The organism is Rhodoferax sp. (assembly GCF_010365055.1).
Lineage (GTDB): Bacteria > Pseudomonadota > Gammaproteobacteria > Burkholderiales > Burkholderiaceae_C > Rhodoferax.
Genome location: NZ_JAAFHA010000003.1, coordinates 36,400 through 54,124 on the forward strand (window position 1 = coordinate 36,400; position 17,725 = coordinate 54,124).

Here is a 17,725-nt window from a genome sequence, read left to right on the forward strand (position 1 = left end):
GCGAGCGTCAAATTAAGATTTTCAGCGCCTACTGGTAGCCGAACGAACGCACGCGCGCCTCATCATCAGCCCACCCCGAGCGCACTTTCACCCACATCTCGATAAACACCTTGCAGTCCAGTGCCTTTTCCAGTTCGACGCGGGTTTCCATGCCGATGCGCTTGATGCGCTCGCCCTTGTCGCCGATCACCATGGCTTTGTGCGTGTCACGCTCGACCACGATGGTGGCGGCAATGCGTAAGAGCCGCTTTTGTTTGCCGCGACCGGGCTCTTCCTCGAACTTGTCTATCACCACGGTCGAGGTGTAGGGCAGCTCGTCGCCGGTCAGGCGGAACAGCTTTTCGCGCACGGTCTCGCTGGCCAAAAACTTCTCGCTGCGGTCGGTGAGCTCGTCCTCGGCGTACCACCAGGCCTGCTCGGGCAGGTATTTTTCGCAGATGCCCAGCATGCGCTCGATGTCCTTGGCGTTCTTGGCCGACATGGGCACAAACTCGGCAAAGGCGTGGCGCTGTTGCATCTCCTGCAACCAGGGCGCGATGTCGGCGCGGCGCGTGACCTGGTCCAGCTTGTTGGCCACCAGCAAGGTGGGAATGTCTTTGCCCAGAAGCTCCAGCACCTTGGCGTCGGCCTGGTTGAACATGCCCGCCTCCACCACGAACAGAATCAGGTCCACATCGCCGACGGCGCCGAGCACGGTCTTGTTGAGCGAACGGTTCAGCGCGTTGTTGTGGCGGGTCTGGAAGCCGGGGGTATCCACAAACACGAACTGCGACACGCCCTGGCTGTGGATGCCGGTGATGCGGTGGCGCGTGGTTTGCGCCTTGCGCGAGGTGATGCTGATCTTCTGACCCACCAGCGCATTCATCAAGGTCGATTTACCGACGTTGGGTTTGCCCACGATGGCGATCAAGCCGCAGCGCTGGCCTTCAACTGGCACAGCCGGCGCAGCGCCCACGCGCATGCTTTTGAGCATGCTTTCTATGTCATTTTGACCTTCAGCCCCCGTCATTATTACATCATCAGCTATCGATTTAGAAGCAGATGATTTGGCGACATCCAATTTCTTGGGTTTTGGTGTTTTAACAGTTGTTTTTGAAGCAGTCATTGCCCGGCCTTTGCCTTGAGTGTTTGCAGCATCGCAGCAGCTGCGGCTTGTTCGCCAGCACGACGGGAACCGCCGATGCCACGTTCTGAAAAATTAAGTTCAACAATTTCGCATTCGACGTCAAACGTCTGCTTGTGCGCCGCCCCCAGGGTGGCCACCACCCGGTACAGCGGCAGGTTCATCTTGCGCCCTTGCAGCCATTCCTGCAGTTCCGTCTTGGGGTCTTTGCCGATGGCGTCCATGTCGGATTTGATGTCGACCGCCTGGAACAAACGCCGCACCAGGGCTTGCGCCACGGTAAATCCGGCATCCAGATAAACCGCACCGATGACGGCCTCCAGCGCATCGGCCAGGATGGAGGGGCGCTTGTGTCCGCCCGAGCGTGCCTCGCCTTCGCCCAGGCGAATGACCTGCGGCAAGCCCAAGCCCTCGGCCAGATGGTGCAGCGTGTCTTGCTTGACCAGATTGGCACGCACGCGCGACAAATCGCCCTCGGGCAGCGTGCTCAGGCGCTCGTACAGCAGGTCAGCGACGGCCAGGCCAAGCACCGAGTCGCCCAAAAATTCCAGCCGTTCATTGTGATCAATCGAAAAACTGCGATGCGTGAGCGCGCGCGTCAACAGACCCCGGTCGGAAAACTCATGCTGCAAACGAGCTTGCAGCGCCGTCAAACCACTATTCAAACCGATACCTCTGCGCTCGTCGCATCAACGGGAACGCCCGGCGTATTTGAGCGTCAGGTAGCCCGGGCCGGCCAGATGAATCTCGCGCTGGTAGGCAAAACTGACGATGATTTTGTCGTTCTCTTTGGTGACTTCCAGGTCTTTGCCAGCCACAGAGGTGATGTTGTCGACCGCCGCCGCCTTGTCAAAAATGCTGCGCACTTCGGCCACCGAATTGCCTTCGCTGGCCTTGTTCACCGCTTTGATAACGGTCTGGTATTCAATCGCCGTGGGCACAATTTGGGCGGCAATGACGCCAGCCACAGCCAGCAGACCACCGACAAACAAGAGCCCCAAAAAAGACAGGCCGCGCTGCTTGGATTTGAACTGAACCATGCTGCATCCTCCCAATCAGTTGAACGAACCGATGCGCTTCAAGCTGCTGAAGTTCATCCAGACAAAAAATGCTTTGCCGACAATGTTTTTGTCTGGCACAAAGCCCCAATAACGCGAGTCCAGCGAGTTGTCGCGGTTGTCGCCCATCATGAAGTAGTGCCCGGCCGGCACTTTGCACACGACGCCCTCGACACTGTAGCGACAGTTTTGTTTGAACTCAAAGTCATCCGCGCCCGGAATAAAGGCGGGTCGGGCATCGTCATTGAGCAAGCGGTGCTTGTGCTCGCCCAGGGTCTCCTCGAACTGCTTGAAGTAGCGCATGGCGTCTTCGTCGAAGAATTCGGGCACGGCAGTGGTTTCAATCACCTGCCCGTTGATGGTGAGGCGCTTGTTCAGATAGGCCACCTCGTCGCCGGGGAGACCGACGACGCGCTTGATGTAATCGAGGCTTGGTTTGGGTGGATAGCGGAACACCATGACATCGCCACGCTGCGGTGGCGTGCCCTCGGTGATCTTGGTATTGATCACCGGCAGGCGCACACCGTAGTGGAACTTGTTGACCAGAATCAGGTCGCCAACCATCAGGGTCGGAATCATGGAACCCGACGGAATCTTGAAGGGCTCGAACAGGAAGGAGCGCAAGAAGAAAACGGCGATGATCACAGGGAACAGGCCTGCCGTCCAATCCAGCCACCAAGGCTGCGCCAGCAGGCGAACCCGGGCCTCGGTGACATCCAGGTCGACCTGGCTGATGCCTTGTTTGGCCAGGGCTTCGCGGCGCTTGATGGCGTCGGCCTCCAGCAAGGCGACCGCCTTCTGCCGCTGCGGCAGGAAATAAAAGCGCTCGGCCAGCCAGTAGATACCGGTCACCACAGTGGCCATGAACAACAACAAGGCAAAGTTTCCCTCCAACATGCCAAAGTACCAGGCACCGGCGTAGCCGACAAAGGCCGCCAGAATGAACGCGGTAAGAACTTGCATTAAGAGTCCACCTGCAAAATAGCCAAAAATGCCTCTTGCGGCACGGACACTGAACCAATCTGTTTCATGCGTTTCTTACCTTCTTTTTGTTTGTCTAGGAGCTTGTGCTTGCGCGAAATGTCGCCGCCATAGCACTTGGCGATCACGTTCTTGCGCATGGCGCGAATTGTCTCACGCGCTATCACGTTGGAGCCAATGGCGGCCTGGATCGCCACGTCGTACATTTGGCGCGAGATGATCTCGCGCATTTTGGCCACCACGGCACGGCCCCGGTACTGCGACTGGGAGCGGTGCACGATGATGGACAGCGCATCGACCTTGTCGCCGTTGAGCAAAATATCGACCTTCACCACGTCAGCGGCGCGGTATTCCTTGAACTCGTAATCCATCGACGCATAGCCGCGCGATACGCTCTTGAGCTTGTCAAAGAAGTCCATCACGATCTCGGCCAGCGGCATCTCATAGGTGAGCATCACCTGGCGGCCATGGTAGGCCATGTTCATCTGCACACCGCGCTTCTGGTTGGCCAGCGTCATCACCGCACCGACGTAATCCTGCGGCATGTACAAGTGCACTGTGACGATGGGCTCGCGCACTTCGTCCAGCCGGCCCTGGTCGGGCATCTTGGCCGGGTTCTCGACCATCTTGATGCTGCCATCGGCCTGCACCACCTGGTATTCCACGCTCGGCGCCGTGGTGATCAGGTCCTGATCAAACTCGCGCTCCAGCCGCTCCTGCACGATCTCCATGTGCAGCAGTCCCAAGAAGCCGCAGCGAAAGCCAAAACCCAATGCCTGTGACACTTCAGGCTGATAGCGCAGCGACGAGTCGTTGAGTTTGAGCTTCTCAAGACTGTCGCGCAGCCCCTCATACTCGCTCGCCTCGGTCGGATAAAGGCCGGCAAACACCTGCGGCTGGATTTCCTTGAAACCCGGCAAGGGCTCGGTGGCGGTAAAGGCAGCACCGCCAGTACCGGTTTTGATCAGGGTGATGGTGTCACCCACTTTGGCGGCCTGCAGCTCGCGAATGCCGGCAATGATGTAACCCACCTCACCCGCCTCCAATGAATCACGTGGCTCATTGGCGGGGGTGAAGACACCCAGGTTGTCGGCGTTGTACATGGTGCCGGTGGCCATCATCTTGATGCGTTCGCCTTTGGCCAGGCGCCCATCAACCACCCGCACCAGCATCACGACGCCGACATAGGTGTCGAACCAGCTGTCGACAATCATGGCGCGCAGCGGACCCGCCGGGTTGCCCTTGGGCGGCGGCATGCGAGCCACCACGGCTTCAAGGATTTCTTCAATCCCCATGCCGGTTTTGGCCGAACAGGCAATGGCGTCGGTGGCATCAATGCCAATCACGTCTTCAATTTCAATCTTGGCGTTGTCAGGATCGGCATTGGGCAAATCCATCTTGTTCAAGACCGGCACCACCTCCACCCCCAAGTCAAGTGCGGTGTAGCAGTTGGCCACCGTTTGGGCCTCGACCCCTTGGCTGGCATCCACCACCAGCAGCGCCCCTTCGCAGGCCGAGAGCGAACGACTGACTTCATACGAGAAGTCGACGTGCCCCGGGGTGTCAATCAAATTGAGGTTGTAAATCTGACCGTTCTGCGCCTTGTATTTGAGCGACGCCGTCTGCGCCTTGATGGTTATCCCACGCTCTTTCTCAATGTCCATCGAGTCCAGCACCTGCGCCTCCATCTGCCGCTCTTGCAGACCGCCGCAGCGTTGAATCAAACGATCCGCCAGGGTGGATTTGCCGTGGTCAATGTGCGCAATGATTGAAAAGTTTCTGATGTGATTCATCAAGGGGGAGCTTCAAGTGATTGGTAAAAACAATGACGACCAAGAAAAAAGGGCACGTCAAATATTGACGCGCCCTGAACCAACAATCATTGGCAACTGCGATAGCTGGAACTTCATTGTAGGCAAAAAGCCTGAAATGGACAGCCCAAAAACAGTCACACTGGGGCGTTGCAGAGCAGCAACAAAAAATTATACACAGCTTATCAACATGGTTGATGGATCGGCCTCTGGACAACTTGTGGGCGAACTGTGGACCATTTGTTGGTCCATCTTCATTTTCCCGCATCGTGGAGTTTGACCATCTTCATATGCCTTCAACGGTCGATTGGGACCACCCATTCTAACCAAAACACGAAGAGCGAGAATCACAAGTTAGTGAACGCACACTTGCATTCAAGAAAAAGATGGGCAAAAAAATAACAAGCCCATCTGCACTCTGGGGTCTTACAGAGCCTACTTGGTCAGCGAATCGGTCGAATCACCGCATATTGAGCCCATTCACCGCGCCGTAGCAGGACGCTAACTGCTTTGCTCTTGTCAAGTTTTGCCAGCGCGTTCTCAAACTCCTTGATATTGGTGACCGCCACATTGGCGACGGCAACAATCACGTCGTCTTCCCGGATGCCAGCACGGGCCGCTGCATCGGTCGCCGCTTCGACCCGCACCCCGCCTTTGATCTTGAGTTCTTTCTTTTGCGCATCCGTCAACTCGCTTACCGCCAGTCCAAGCGCCTGCCCGGCACTGGATGCGTTGGGCTTTTCGAGCTTGTCAGGCGCCTTGGCAGCGACCTTGTCTGCTTCAAGCTCGGCAATGGTGACCGTCAACTCTTTTTGGCTGCCACGGCGAAACACGGTCAAGCTGCTGCGGGTGCCCGGTTTGGTGCTCCCAACCATGCGCGGCAAGTCGCTTGATTTTTCGACCGCTTTGCCTTCAAACTTCAAAATGATGTCTCCCGCTTCCACGCCAGCTTTCTCGGCAGGCGAGCCGGGCTCTACACCGCGGACCAGCGCACCCTGGGGCTTGCCCAAACCAATGGACTCCGCCACCTCTTTCGTCACCTGGTCAATCTGCACACCGATGCGTCCGCGCGAGACGCGGCCCGACACGCGCAACTGCTCGCTGACGCGAAACGCTTCGTCCATCGGAATGGCGAACGAGATGCCCATGGAGCCACCCGAGCGCGAATAGATCTGGCTGTTGACGCCCACCACTTCGCCGCGCATGTTGATCAAGGGGCCGCCCGAATTGCCAGGATTGATGGCCACATCGGTCTGAATGAAGGGCAAATAGTCGCCCGTGTCGCGCTGCTTGGCGCTCACTATGCCGGCCGTGACCGTGTTGTCCAAGCCAAATGGCGACCCGATCGCCATTACCCATTCGCCCACCTTGAGCCGACTCACATCGCCCACCTTGACAGCCGGCAAGCCGGTCGCGTCGATCTTGACCACCGCAATATCACTGCGCTTGTCGGCCCCAATGATTTTGGCCTTGAACTCGCGTTTGTCCGTCAGCGTCACCAGCACCTCGTCAGCGCCGTCGACGACATGGGCATTGGTCATGATGAGACCGTCCGCCGACAGGATGAAGCCGGAGCCAACACCGCGCGGCTGGGCGTCGTCGGGTATCGGCGGATGGTTCTTGGGCGGCGTCCGGTGCGGACTATTGGGGACATTGGGCATGTTCGGAATCGGCAGCCCAAAGCGACGGAAAAACTCCAGCATTTGCTCGTCGACAGCGCCACCGGCAGAAGGCGCCGTCTTTTCAAGCGTGCGAATGTTCACCACCGATGGCCCCACTTGCTCCACCAGGTCAGTAAAGTCCGGCAAGGTGCGCACCTGGGCCACCGCCTGCGACACCGGCACCAGAGCGACCGATGCCGTCACGGCAAGAGCAGCGGCGAGAACGTAAGAATTCAGTTTCTTCAAATCGACAGGAATCATCATCGACCTTTCTTTAATAAACAAATAATTGACCAGTGGAAAACCGGGCTTGAGTGCGCTTGGGGTCTGTCCCGCATAGCCCCCAGATAGGGTTTCATTTTTGTCGCTCAAGCCCCTGCGCAAAAGCCGCCAGCGTTTCGGTCGGCACTTCGCCCACCGCTGTGAGCCACCAGTCCCCAAATCGCCGCGTCAGGGTGTGCGTGGCGCCCATGGCCAGGCTCTTTGGCTGACCGTGTCGCCCGGCCACAAAAGGTTCGATAAAAAGCGAAACAGATGCGAGCCCGTCCGAAAAAATCCATTGCAGCGTAGGCGCTTGCCGAGCTTGAGGCCCCCCCACGGAGCGCTGGTAGCAACTCATTGGGTGGAAGCCGCGCACCCCTTGCCTCAAAACCCAGCCCTCGGCTTCGGCTGTGGTTTTACGCATTTCAGGCTTCTCGAGCGTGTAGCCTTCGGTGTGGCCCATCATCTGCTCAAGATTGGCCATGCTGATGGGCGCATCAAATTTCAAATCGGAGAAAGCCGCCTGCTCCAGCACCTGCCCCTGCCCGTCCAGGGTTTGCAGCTTGACCGTCAATCCGGTGTCCTTCTCGATCCAGACCCGGTAGCCAAAACGCAAAGTATCAGTCGGCCGCAGCTCGACCACATCGGCTTCAAAGCCGGCCACCCGCTCGCTGCCCATCTCACGAACACGGTAATGCTGCGCAATGGAGGCGCTGTTTGACTTCAGCAACTGCGGAAACAGTCCCAATGACTCGCGCCTTTCTGCCAGCACCACCCGGCTCTCTGGCAGAAACGTCAGCACTTGGTCGTTGCGGCGAAAAGTGGAGCGCGGCGCGCCGGTCAGTGACTCGACGCGCTCCATCTGCTGCGTGCCGTCGCAGACATGCCAAATGCGGGCACTTGACAAGCGCCCGCCGCCCGCAACCACGAATGTGCCCACATAAGCGCGCTGACGCGACGCATCGTGCATGCGCTGCAACCAGTCGCCCACGCTACGCTCAGCCACCGGACGGCCAACGACTTCAGGCGCCGTAGCAGTACGCGTGGTCTGGGCCATTGCTGTGGCGCTCAGCGCCACGAGCAGGAGGCCAGCGAGGCGACGAGTCAAGGGGCGACTCCCTCGAACGTGGCGTTGCGCAGAAACCCGGCCGGCCCCTGCAGCGCCGATGTGCCGCCAAATTGTTTGTGTGCCGCCAGGAGTGCATCAAGTTGCGGGTCGCGGATCATGCGCTGCCGATCGACACCGGTGCCACCTTGCGCTGACCCGGCTTCGGGCTGGGTTGCCTGAACGGGCACCTGCGCGAGTCGCGGCGCTGCGCTCAGAGCGCCCCCGCCGCTGGCCATCTGCCAGCCAATCACCGCCAGCGTCGACAACGATGCGAAACCGGCCAGCATCTTCCAGCCAAAGCGACTGTCGTTGGCGCTCGAGTATTTTGCATCATTTTGCCTGCCAACCCCCGTAGAATATTGTTCATCAGCTACTAAAACAGTAGCTTTTACATCGCGCAATGGCGCCGACTCCTGCTGCAAACGCAATTTCAAGCCCCGCAGAAAATCGGCGTCGCGCGCACTCACCACCGGCTCACTGGCGCGCAACACATCACCCACCAGATGATAGGTGTGCCAAGTGAGTCGCGCCTCTTCGGTCTGATTGATCCATTCGACCGTGTGGGCGAATTCCTCACCGCGCAACTGCCCGTCGGCCAGCGCCGATACCAGTTCACGATTGTTCGCAGCTTCTTGCATCATCAATTCCCGTTTTTCCCATCTCTACCGGTGGCTTACCAGCGCTTGCCGGTCTGTCTTTCCAGCATGGGTTTCACAATATTGGATATCGCTTCGCGCGCGCGGAAAATTCGAGAGCGAACGGTGCCAACCGGACAAGCCATTACTTCCGAAATTTCCTCATAGCTCAAGCCTTCAATTTCCCGCAAAGTCAGCGCTTGCCGCAAGTCCTCGGGTAAATCCGCGAGAGCAGCATCGACCGCAATGGCAATTTCTTTGGCGGCCAGCACCGACTCCGGCGTTTCGTTGCTGGTTGGTTCATTTCCGGCCCAAGAAGTTTCATCACCCTCGTCATCTGATTTAAAAGCGTTCTCCGACACCGTCGGGTCGCGCTTGAGTTCCATCAAGAATTTCTTGGCGGTGTTGACCGCAATGCGGTACAGCCAGGTGTAAAACTGGGCGTCGCCGCGAAACTGGTGCAAGGCTTGGTAGGCCCGAATGAAAGTCTCCTGGGCAATGTCTTCCACCAGATCCACGTCACGCACCATGCGGCCAATCAGGCGCTGAATCCGGCGCTGGTACTTGATGACGAGCAGCTCGTAGGCGCTCTGATCACCCGCGACGGCGCGCTCCACCAGCATCAAGTCACTGTCAGTGGCCCTGATCTGCGCTGGCACAGGAGGATTGGTTGAGTCCGCGCTCACAACACGTCATCCATTTGATGGGTAGACACCCACGCTGCCACCTTGAATTTGTCTCGGACCAGCAGGAGAAAAGACAGCCCGGCGCAAAGCGTTCCAATGCAACACGTCAACCCGACGTTCTGGCCAGAGCCAGCGGCGCCGACCCGTGTCTGGGCGCAAGCTCAACAACAGAACAAACTGCCCATCAAGATGAACGGTCAACTGCACCGGGATCGACGCATCAGCGCCAGTCCAGTGCCAGGCTTGCCCATCCCACTGCAAAATGCCCTGGGCGTTGCGGCGCCAGGCCAGCGCCGCAGCGCCACAGGCGCCCAGCAGAACCCCAGCAAATACCCATTGACGCCACCCGACCGCGTCGACCCGTTGCAGCCAATAGCCGCCCGTCACGCTGGCGCCCAACCCCAGCCCTAGCACCAGCCAACCCTGGAAACGCGAACGCCCCACCGGATAACTAACCGCTGGGGCGCTGTGCATGCTGGAATCAGTCAAATTGTAAAAATTGGGTGCAGTGACAAGCAAACGTCAGGGCGCGCGCTTGAAAACAAGCGAGCCATTGGTACCACCAAACCCGAAGTTGTTTTTCAGGGCAACATCAATTTTCATGTCGCGCGCCGTATTGGCGCAGTAGTCAAGATCGCACTCAGGATCCTGGTTGAAAATATTGGTGGTCGGCGGGCTCTTCTGGTGATACAGCGCCAGCACGGTAATGATGGACTCCAGGCCGCCAGCACCGCCCAGCAGGTGACCGGTCATGGACTTGGTCGAATTCACCACCGTCTTCTTCGCATGGTCTCCCAACGCCGCTTTGATGGCATTGGTTTCGTTCAGATCCCCCAATGGCGTGGAGGTCCCGTGGGCATTCAAATAGTCCACCTGATCGGCGTTGACCCCGGCGTTGCGCATGGCATTGAGCATGGCGCGGCGTGGGCCGTCCATGTTGGGCGCGGTCATGTGGCCGGCATCGGCGCTCATGCCAAAACCAGCCAACTCGGCGTAAATCCTGGCACCGCGGGCCTTGGCGTGTTCGTACTCTTCGAGCACCATCACGCCGGCACCTTCACCCAACACAAAGCCATCCCGGTCCCGGTCCCACGGGCGCGAGGCCGTTTGGGGGTCATCGTTGCGGGTGCTCAAAGCCCGCATGGCGGCAAAGCCACCAACACCCAAGGCCGACACCGCGGCTTCAGAGCCACCCGCTACCATGACGTCGGCATCCCCATATTCAATCATGCGACCGGCTTCACCGATGCAGTGCAGACCCGTGGTACAGGCCGACACGATGGCCATATTGGGCCCTTTGAAGCCACAGCGAATCGCCACATGGCCAGCAATCATGTTGACAATCGTGGACGGCACAAAAAACGGGGAAATACGGCGTGCGCCCCGGTTGACGAACTCGGTGTGCATGTCCTCGATCATTGGCAAGCCGCCAATGCCCGAACCGATCAAACAGCCGATGCGGACAGCAAGATCCTCTGCCAGCGCGTCGCCAGTGGGCAGACCGGCATCGGCCACGGCCTGACTGGCCGCCGCAATGCCAAAGTGAATAAAGGTGTCCATCGTGCGCGCTTCTTTGCTGCCGATGTAAGACCCGAGATCAAATCCTTTGACTTCACCGGCAATCTTGCAGGAAAAGCTGGAGGCATCAAACTTGGTAATGAGACCAATGCCGGACTTTCCGGCCAACAGGTTCGCCCAGGTGTCGGCCACCGTGTTGCCCACGGGACTGACACACCCCAAACCTGTTACGACAACGCGACGACGGGACATAAGAATTTGCAGCCAGTAGTTGAGCTAAAGAAAGCCGCCAGCAGCGGCACTGAACCAGACTTGCAGACTGGCGCCAAAAAGCCGCTCAGTCCGTGACATGCAAGTGCAGCAACGCGCACGCACGTCGCCAGCACGGCCCCTTACGCTTTCTTGTGCGTATTGGCGTAATCGATGGCGTTTTGCACCGTGGTGATTTTTTCAGCGTCTTCGTCCGGAATTTCAATGCCGAACTCGTCTTCCAGGGCCATCACCAGCTCTACTGTGTCGAGCGAATCAGCCCCCAGATCGGCCACAAAGGCCTTTTCACTGGTGACTTGTGCTTCTTCCACACCGAGTTGTTCGGCAATGATTTTCTTAACGCGTGCTTCAATATCGCTCATGGGTTCACTCAGAGTGTTGTAAATTAATCCGCGATTCTAGCCGGGCGCAGGGCGGATGCCCCAATCCGGCTGCCGAGCGGATAAATCGGCTTACATGTACATGCCACCATTGACGTGCAACTCCTGCCCGGTCACGTACCCCGCTTGTGGCGAAGCCAGATAGGCCACCGCGTGGGCGATGTCTGCGGGTTGGCCGAGTTGCCCCAGCGGGATTTGATTCACCAATGCTTTTTTCTGCTCTTCCTGCAGGCTGGCGGTCATGTCGGTTTCGATAAAACCGGGTGCCACGCAATTGACCGTGATACTGCGCGAGCCCAGCTCACGCGCCAGCGCGCGGGTCATACCCGCCACGCCGGCCTTGGCGGCCGCGTAGTTGGCCTGCCCCGGATTACCTGATGCGCCCACCACGGAGGTGATGTTGATGATGCGGCCATAGCGCTGCTTCATCATGGTGCGCATGACGGCACGACTCATGCGAAATACCGCCTTGAGGTTGGTGTCGATCACGGCATCCCATTCGTCATCTTTCATCCGCATCGCCAAGTTGTCGCGGGTGATGCCAGCGTTGTTCACCAGCACCTGCAAGCCGCCATGCTCTTTGACGATCGCATCAATCAGGGTTTGCGCAGCAGGCCCGTCAGTGACATCGAGTGCCCTGCCGCTGCACCCCGGGAAGGCCGCCAGAGCTTGCGCAATTATTGTCGCCCCGGCGTCGGTCGTGGCCGTGCCGATGACCTTCAGCCCCCGGTTTGCCAATTCCAGGGCAATGGCGGCGCCAATCCCACGGGATGCACCGGTGACCAGAGCGACTTGTCCTTCAAATTTGATCTCACTCATGTGCCGCACCCAAAAGTAGATTTTTAAGCTCAGCCAGGCTGGCTGGGTCTGACAGCGCAACGCCGTTCAATTCCGGGTCAATGCGCTTGACCGTTCCAGCCAACACCTTGCCGGGACCGCATTCCACAAGGGTAGTCAATCCGCGCGCCTTGAGCGCCCGTATGCATTCAACCCACCGCACCGGCCCGAAGGCCTGGCGGTACAAAGCATCGCGAATCCGGTCTGGGTCCACCTCGACCGCAACATCCACATTGTTGATGAGGGTGATCTGGGGTGGCAAAAACTCGACCGCCTGCAGTCTTTCTCTAAGCCTGATGGCGGCCGGTTTCATCAAACTGGAATGAAACGGCGCTGACACCGGCAGCGACAGGGCCCGCTTGGCGCCCTTGGCCTTTAACACCACGCAGGCTCTCTCAACGGCAGCCTTGCTACCGGCAATGACCGTCTGCAACGGATCATTGAAATTGACGGCTTCCACGACTTCATCGGCCATCCCGGCGAATTCATGGGCAACCTCGGCGCAGCCTTCGATGACTTTTGGCGCATCCAAACCGAGAATGGCCGCCATCGCACCCACGCCGACAGGCACGGCATCCTGCATCGCCTGGGCGCGAAAACGCACCAGGGGAGCTGCTTGCGCAAGTGTGAGCACACCGGCTGCCACCAGTGCCGAATACTCGCCCAGCGAATGGCCCGCCACAGCGGATGGTGCCGCGCCGGTCTCAGCCAGCCAGGCACGGTACGCCGCCACCCCGGCCACCAACATGACCGGCTGGGTATTCGTTGTCAGGGCCAGGTCTTCTTTGGGTCCGTCCTTGATGAGGCGCCCGACGTCTTCGCCCAAGGCTTCAGAGGCTTCTTGGAGCGCCTCCAGCACCACGGGATGATCACCCCATGCATCCAGCATACCCACGGACTGGGAGCCTTGACCGGGAAAAACAAAAGCGAATGCTTGCATGCAGTAATTTTCAATATTTTTGCTAAATGAGGCGCTAGCCCCCGTCTTTATTGCCATTTATCCTACAAATTTAGAAGCACAGCACCCCAGGTAAAACCGCCGCCCACGCCTTCGAGCAGCAGCAATTCGCCGGGCTTGACCTTGCCGCTCCGCACCCCGGCGTCAAGCGCCAGCGGAATGGAAGCCGCAGAGGTATTGCCGTGCTGGTCGACGGTGACGATGACTTTGTCCATCGGCAACTTGAGCTTTCTGGCGCTGCTTTGCATGATGCGCAGATTGGCCTGGTGCGGAATCAGCCAGTCAATATCGGCCGCAGTCTTGCCCGCCTTGGCCAGCGTGGCGCGAGCGGCCGCATCAAGCACGCCCACAGCCAACTTGAACACGGCCTGGCCATCCATTTGCAGCAAGGGTTGGCCCAGCACATTGCCGCCCGACACATGGCCCGGCACACACAGTATGCCCACGTGCTTGCCGTCCGCATGCAGATCGCTGGCGAGTATGCCGGGCGTGTCAGACGCTTCCAGCACCACGGCACCGGCCCCATCGCCGAACAGCACGCAGGTGGTTCTGTCCTTGAAATTGAGGATGCGCGAAAAAACTTCAGCACCAATGACCAATGCCTTGCTGGCAGCGCCGGTCTTGATCATCGCGTCGGCAATGCTCAAAGCGTAGATAAAGCCGCTGCAAACCGCCTGCACGTCGAAAGCCGGGCAGCCATTGGCGCCCAACTTGTCCTGCAAGATACATGCGGTCGAGGGGAACACCATGTCGGGGGTGGAAGTCGCCACGATGATCAGATCGATTTCTTGCGCCTGCACCCCGGCGGCCTGCAAGGCCAGACGCGCGGCTTCAAGGCCCAAATCACTGCTACAGACCTCAGGTGCCGCAAAATGACGGGCTCGAATACCCGTGCGCTCAACAATCCAATCATCCGACGTTTCAATGCCTTGCGTGGCGAGTTCTGCCGCCAGATCGGCGTTGCTCAGTCGACGGGGTGGCAGATAGCTGCCGGTACCGGTGATACGTGAAAAGAGTTTCATTAATCAGTCAAGTATGACAGCTTCGGATGGAAAAGATCCCCCGCTGGCGCCCAACAGCGGGGCCGCGTGGGCGATCCGGACCTTGACGCGGTCTAGCAGGTTGTTCCGCGCGGCATCATACGCCCGCGTCAGAGCGTACTCAAATGCCACCTCATCGGCGGAACCGTGGCTCTTGAAGACCAGGCCGCGTAAGCCCAACAAGGCACCACCGTTGTAGCGACGGTGATCCATGCGCTTTTTAAGCGCCGAAATGATGGGATAAGCAGCAATTGCCGCCACTTTGGTCAAAATGTTGCGGGAGAATTCTATTTTCAAGAAGTCGACGATCATCGTCGCCAGTCCTTCACTGGCTTTCAAGGCGACGTTGCCAACGAAACCATCGCACACGACGATGTCAGCCGTTCCCTTGAAAATGTCGTTGCCCTCAACATTGCCATAGAAATTCAAATCCCCCGCTCTAGCAGCAGTTCGAAGCAGTTCGCCTGCTTTTTTTATAACTTCGTTGCCTTTAATCGCTTCTTCGCCAATATTGAGCAAGCCCACGCTGGGACTGTCATTGCCACTCAGGACCGACACCAAGGCGGAGCCCATCATCGCAAACTGAAGCAAGTGCTCGGCCGAACAATCAACATTGGCCCCCATGTCGAGCACGGTCGTCGCGTCACCTTTGGCATTGGGAATCTGACCGGCAATGGCCGGGCGGTCAATACCGTCGAGGGTTTTAAGCAGGTAACGAGAGATGGCCATCAAGGCGGCGGTGTTGCCGGCCGACACTGCGGCCTGCGCGACGCCATCCTTGACCTGCTGGATAGCCACCCGCATGGAAGAATCTTTTTTCCGCCGAAGAGCGACTTCCAGCGGATCGTCCATACCGACGACCTCGCTGGCCGCGACCGCTCTGGCACGTGGATGGGAAAATGCGCCCAGACTCTCCGGCCGCCCCACCAGCAGCAACTCTGCATCGGCGTGACGATCCAAAAAATGACGACAGGCAGGCAGTGTGACGCGCGGACCATGATCGCCCCCCATACAGTCGACAGCGATAGTGATCATGACAGGCTAACCCACCCAAGCGAATGAAATCCGATTTCCAGGCACATCAAAACAAAGGCCCGAGGCTACACACATAGCAGCCCCGGGCCTTGATTTGGAAAAACGATCAGGCTTCTGACTTGGTCTTGAGAACCTGGCGGCCACGATAAAAGCCATTCGGGCTGATGTGGTGACGCAGATGGGTCTCGCCCGTGGTGGACTCAACCGCAATACCCGGCACGACCAAGGCATTGTGCGCACGGTGCATGCCGCGCTTGGAGGGTGATTTTTTGTTTTGTTGAACGGCCATGATCGGCTCCTTGGCAGGTGTGTTGCGAAGGCTGCAACAACGTGGGGTTAGTGAAACACGCGATTTTTTGATCCGCGCGAAGCCGCAAATTATAGCGTACCTCGCCGTCTCAACTGCCTTTGCCGTGCTGGAGCTTGGCCAGCACGGCGAAAGGATTGCGCTTTTCAGTAGCTGCCGCCTCAAAACCCGGATCCACCGCTGCCAATTTGGGCGCCACCGGACATGTGTCATGGCGGGGGATCACCGGCAAGGCCATCAGCACCTCGTCTTCAATCAGATCAGCCAGGCTGAAGTCATGGCTCAAAACCAGCACATCTTCTTCTGCCTCTTCGTCCTGGGCTGCTGCCGCCTCTTCACTGCCAACAAATCGGAAAGACCGGTTGACGACGACGGCAATATCCGCCGGATCCAGGCAACGCTGGCAAGTCAAGGGCAAACTGGCATCAACCGTCAAATGCAGCCAGACCTGCTCAGTGCCCGCTTCGTCGGTCCGAAACTCGCCGCGCGCCGACCAATTGATGATCCGATCAGCGCCCTGCCCTTTTGTTTCTTCCAGCAGGCGCACATAGTTGGACAGCGAATCATGTCCAGCAATTTCGCTTGCAGCCTGCGCAAAGGCCTTGACATCCAGATGGGTTGGGGGGGACTCTTGTTTCATGCCCGCAGTGTAAGAGAATCACGGCATGTCTCAACCTACTCAACGCAAACTCATCCTGGGCTCCACCTCGCCCTACCGCCGCGAACTGCTGGCGCGGCTGCGCATTCCATTTGACGTCGTCGCGCCCGATGTCGACGAATCAGCACAGTCTGGCGAAGCACCGCAGCAGCTGGCCTGCCGTCTGGCCATGGCCAAGGCCCGTGCCGTGGCCGCACGGTCTCCGGCCTGCGTCGTGATTGGCTCGGACCAAGTGGCGGAACTGGACGGACAGGCCCTTGGCAAGCCCGGCAACCACGCCCGCGCCGTCGCCCAGTTGCAGCAGATGCGTGGCAAGTCGGTGATTTTCCAGACTGCGGTAGCAGTGGTTTGCCTTGATACCGGCTTTGCACAGATGGATTTGGCCCAGGTGAAGGTGAATTTTCGTCACATCTCAGACGCTGAGATCGAAGCCTACCTGCTTGCCGAGACACCTTACGACTGCGCCGGGAGCGCCAAAAGTGAAGGTCTGGGAATTGCTTTGCTCGACAGCATTGACAACGACGACCCGACGGCTCTGGTAGGTTTGCCGCTGATCCGCACCTGCCGCATGATTCAGGCTGCCGGCATCAAGGTGTTGGGCGTATGACAACGACTCCGGCCGTCCCCACGCAGGCTGCAAGCGGCAAACTCTACCTGGTGCCCGCGCCACTGGACTTTGGCTGTGCCAGCGACGTCAACTTGCAAAATACCATGCCTTGGGGCACCCTGACGGTGGCGGCGCGCCTCCAATACTGGGTTTGTGAAAATGCCAAGTCGGCCCGTGCCTATCTGAAACGGGTGAACGACCTCACGCCGCTGAGCGTGCCGCTGCAGGCCCTGCACATTCAGGAGTTGCCACGCGAAGTGCACAAGAAGGGCGATCACGGCGGCAACTTTGACGCCCGTCATCTCTTGACACCCGCACTGCAAGGGCATGACGTGGGACTGGTCAGCGAAGCCGGCATGCCAGCGGTAGCGGACCCGGGCTCCTCGGTCGTGCGCGCCGCGCATGATCTGGGAATAGAAGTGGTGCCGCTCACGGGCCCGGTTTCACTGTTGCTGGCACTGGCCGCCAGCGGGCTCAACGGCCAGAACTTTGCCTTTGTAGGCTACCTGCCGCAAGACCCGGCCGAGCGGGCCCAGAGCGTGCGGGAACTTGAATCTTTGGCACTCAAAACCGGGCAGACCCAGCTGTTTATTGAAACCCCGTACCGCAACGCGGCCATGCTTCAGACGCTCTTACAGACACTGCAGCACAACACGCGGTTGGCGGTGTGCAGCGGCCTCACCTTAAGCCGCGGTGTCTGCCGCAGCGAAACCGTCAAGGCCTGGCGGCAACACACCTCGCCGCTGGACAATTCAACGCCAGCGGTTTTTGCGCTGGGGCGGTAATCGAGT

At 58.9% G+C, this 17,725-nt stretch carries 21 protein-coding genes; 3 read left to right on the forward strand and 18 right to left on the reverse strand.

The annotated features are described in order from the left end of the window. Positions 1-28 precede the first annotated feature (28 nt). The 5 genes from era to lepA form a co-directional block, all read right to left on the reverse strand. Complete coding sequence (era, locus tag GZ093_RS01305; RefSeq protein WP_296480981.1) at positions 29-973, reverse strand: GTPase Era; 945 nt, start codon at positions 971-973, stop codon at positions 29-31. A 128-nt stretch (positions 974-1,101) separates the two neighbouring features. Further along, a complete protein-coding gene (gene rnc / locus GZ093_RS01310) occupies positions 1,102-1,788 on the reverse strand; it encodes a ribonuclease III (RefSeq protein WP_296480985.1) in 687 nt (228 codons plus the stop codon). Between the two features lie 24 nt (positions 1,789-1,812). Next, positions 1,813-2,163 carry a DUF4845 domain-containing protein gene (locus tag GZ093_RS01315; RefSeq protein ID WP_296480988.1) on the reverse strand — a complete coding sequence of 117 codons (351 nt, stop codon included), beginning with the start codon at positions 2,161-2,163 and terminating at the stop codon, positions 1,813-1,815. Positions 2,164-2,178: 15 nt separating this feature from the next. After that, positions 2,179-3,144 (reverse strand): signal peptidase I, encoded by a 966-nt coding sequence (gene lepB, locus GZ093_RS01320; protein WP_296480991.1) that lies wholly within the window; start codon positions 3,142-3,144, stop codon positions 2,179-2,181. Then, positions 3,144-4,955, reverse strand: coding sequence for a translation elongation factor 4 (gene lepA / locus GZ093_RS01325; RefSeq protein WP_296480996.1), 1,812 nt, complete (start codon positions 4,953-4,955; stop codon positions 3,144-3,146). Before lepA ends, lepB begins: the two co-directional genes overlap by 1 nt. 16 nt (positions 4,956-4,971) lie before the next feature. On the opposite strand from lepA, the gene GZ093_RS01330 reads away from it, so the two are divergent. Further along, a complete protein-coding gene (locus GZ093_RS01330; RefSeq protein WP_296480999.1) occupies positions 4,972-5,253 on the forward strand; it encodes a hypothetical protein in 282 nt (93 codons plus the stop codon). Positions 5,254-5,416: 163 nt separating this feature from the next. Here the strand turns inward: GZ093_RS01330 and GZ093_RS01335 are convergent, their stop codons facing one another. The 13 genes from GZ093_RS01335 to GZ093_RS01395 form a co-directional block, all read right to left on the reverse strand. Then, on the reverse strand, positions 5,417-6,895 hold the full coding sequence (locus GZ093_RS01335; RefSeq protein WP_296481138.1) for a Do family serine endopeptidase: 1,479 nt from the start codon (positions 6,893-6,895) through the stop codon (positions 5,417-5,419). A gap of 94 nt (positions 6,896-6,989) precedes the next feature. Further along, entirely contained in the window at positions 6,990-8,003 is a 1,014-nt protein-coding gene (locus GZ093_RS01340) for a MucB/RseB C-terminal domain-containing protein (protein ID WP_296481002.1), read from the reverse strand. After that, complete coding sequence (locus GZ093_RS01345) at positions 8,000-8,641, reverse strand: sigma-E factor negative regulatory protein (RefSeq protein ID WP_296481006.1); 642 nt, start codon at positions 8,639-8,641, stop codon at positions 8,000-8,002. The genes GZ093_RS01340 and GZ093_RS01345 overlap by 4 nt, the downstream gene beginning before the upstream one ends. Positions 8,642-8,676: 35 nt before the next feature. Continuing rightward, on the reverse strand, positions 8,677-9,324 hold the full coding sequence (rpoE, locus tag GZ093_RS01350) for an RNA polymerase sigma factor RpoE (RefSeq protein ID WP_296481008.1): 648 nt from the start codon (positions 9,322-9,324) through the stop codon (positions 8,677-8,679). Between the two features lie 6 nt (positions 9,325-9,330). Further along, positions 9,331-9,798: a hypothetical protein gene (locus GZ093_RS01355; protein ID WP_296481010.1), complete on the reverse strand. Its 468-nt coding sequence runs from the start codon at positions 9,796-9,798 to the stop codon at positions 9,331-9,333. 48 nt (positions 9,799-9,846) lie between these two features. After that, positions 9,847-11,094, reverse strand: coding sequence for a beta-ketoacyl-ACP synthase II (gene fabF, locus GZ093_RS01360; RefSeq protein WP_296481013.1), 1,248 nt, complete (start codon positions 11,092-11,094; stop codon positions 9,847-9,849). Positions 11,095-11,234: 140 nt separating this feature from the next. Then, positions 11,235-11,474, reverse strand: coding sequence for an acyl carrier protein (acpP, locus tag GZ093_RS01365; RefSeq protein WP_011464030.1), 240 nt, complete (start codon positions 11,472-11,474; stop codon positions 11,235-11,237). 90 nt (positions 11,475-11,564) lie between these two features. After that, on the reverse strand, positions 11,565-12,311 hold the full coding sequence (gene fabG / locus GZ093_RS01370; RefSeq protein WP_296481025.1) for a 3-oxoacyl-ACP reductase FabG: 747 nt from the start codon (positions 12,309-12,311) through the stop codon (positions 11,565-11,567). Continuing rightward, entirely contained in the window at positions 12,304-13,269 is a 966-nt protein-coding gene (gene fabD, locus GZ093_RS01375; protein WP_296481028.1) for an ACP S-malonyltransferase, read from the reverse strand. Before fabD ends, fabG begins: the two co-directional genes overlap by 8 nt. Positions 13,270-13,331: 62 nt before the next feature. Continuing rightward, complete coding sequence (locus GZ093_RS01380) at positions 13,332-14,309, reverse strand: beta-ketoacyl-ACP synthase III (RefSeq protein WP_296481032.1); 978 nt, start codon at positions 14,307-14,309, stop codon at positions 13,332-13,334. 3 nt (positions 14,310-14,312) lie between these two features. Then, entirely contained in the window at positions 14,313-15,362 is a 1,050-nt protein-coding gene (plsX, locus tag GZ093_RS01385) for a phosphate acyltransferase PlsX (RefSeq protein ID WP_296481034.1), read from the reverse strand. Between the two features lie 106 nt (positions 15,363-15,468). Beyond that, positions 15,469-15,651, reverse strand: a complete 183-nt coding sequence (rpmF, locus tag GZ093_RS01390) for a 50S ribosomal protein L32 (protein ID WP_011464025.1) — start codon at positions 15,649-15,651, stop codon at positions 15,469-15,471. Between the two features lie 109 nt (positions 15,652-15,760). Then, positions 15,761-16,309: a YceD family protein gene (locus GZ093_RS01395; RefSeq protein ID WP_296481048.1), complete on the reverse strand. Its 549-nt coding sequence runs from the start codon at positions 16,307-16,309 to the stop codon at positions 15,761-15,763. 25 nt (positions 16,310-16,334) lie between these two features. Between GZ093_RS01395 and GZ093_RS01400 the strand changes: the two genes are divergently transcribed. Together GZ093_RS01400 and GZ093_RS01405 are read left to right on the forward strand one after the other, a co-directional pair. Continuing rightward, positions 16,335-16,934, forward strand: a complete 600-nt coding sequence (locus tag GZ093_RS01400; protein WP_296481050.1) for a Maf family nucleotide pyrophosphatase — start codon at positions 16,335-16,337, stop codon at positions 16,932-16,934. After that, on the forward strand, positions 16,931-17,719 hold the full coding sequence (locus GZ093_RS01405) for an SAM-dependent methyltransferase (RefSeq protein WP_296481052.1): 789 nt from the start codon (positions 16,931-16,933) through the stop codon (positions 17,717-17,719). Before GZ093_RS01400 ends, GZ093_RS01405 begins: the two co-directional genes overlap by 4 nt. Positions 17,720-17,725 lie beyond the last annotated feature (6 nt).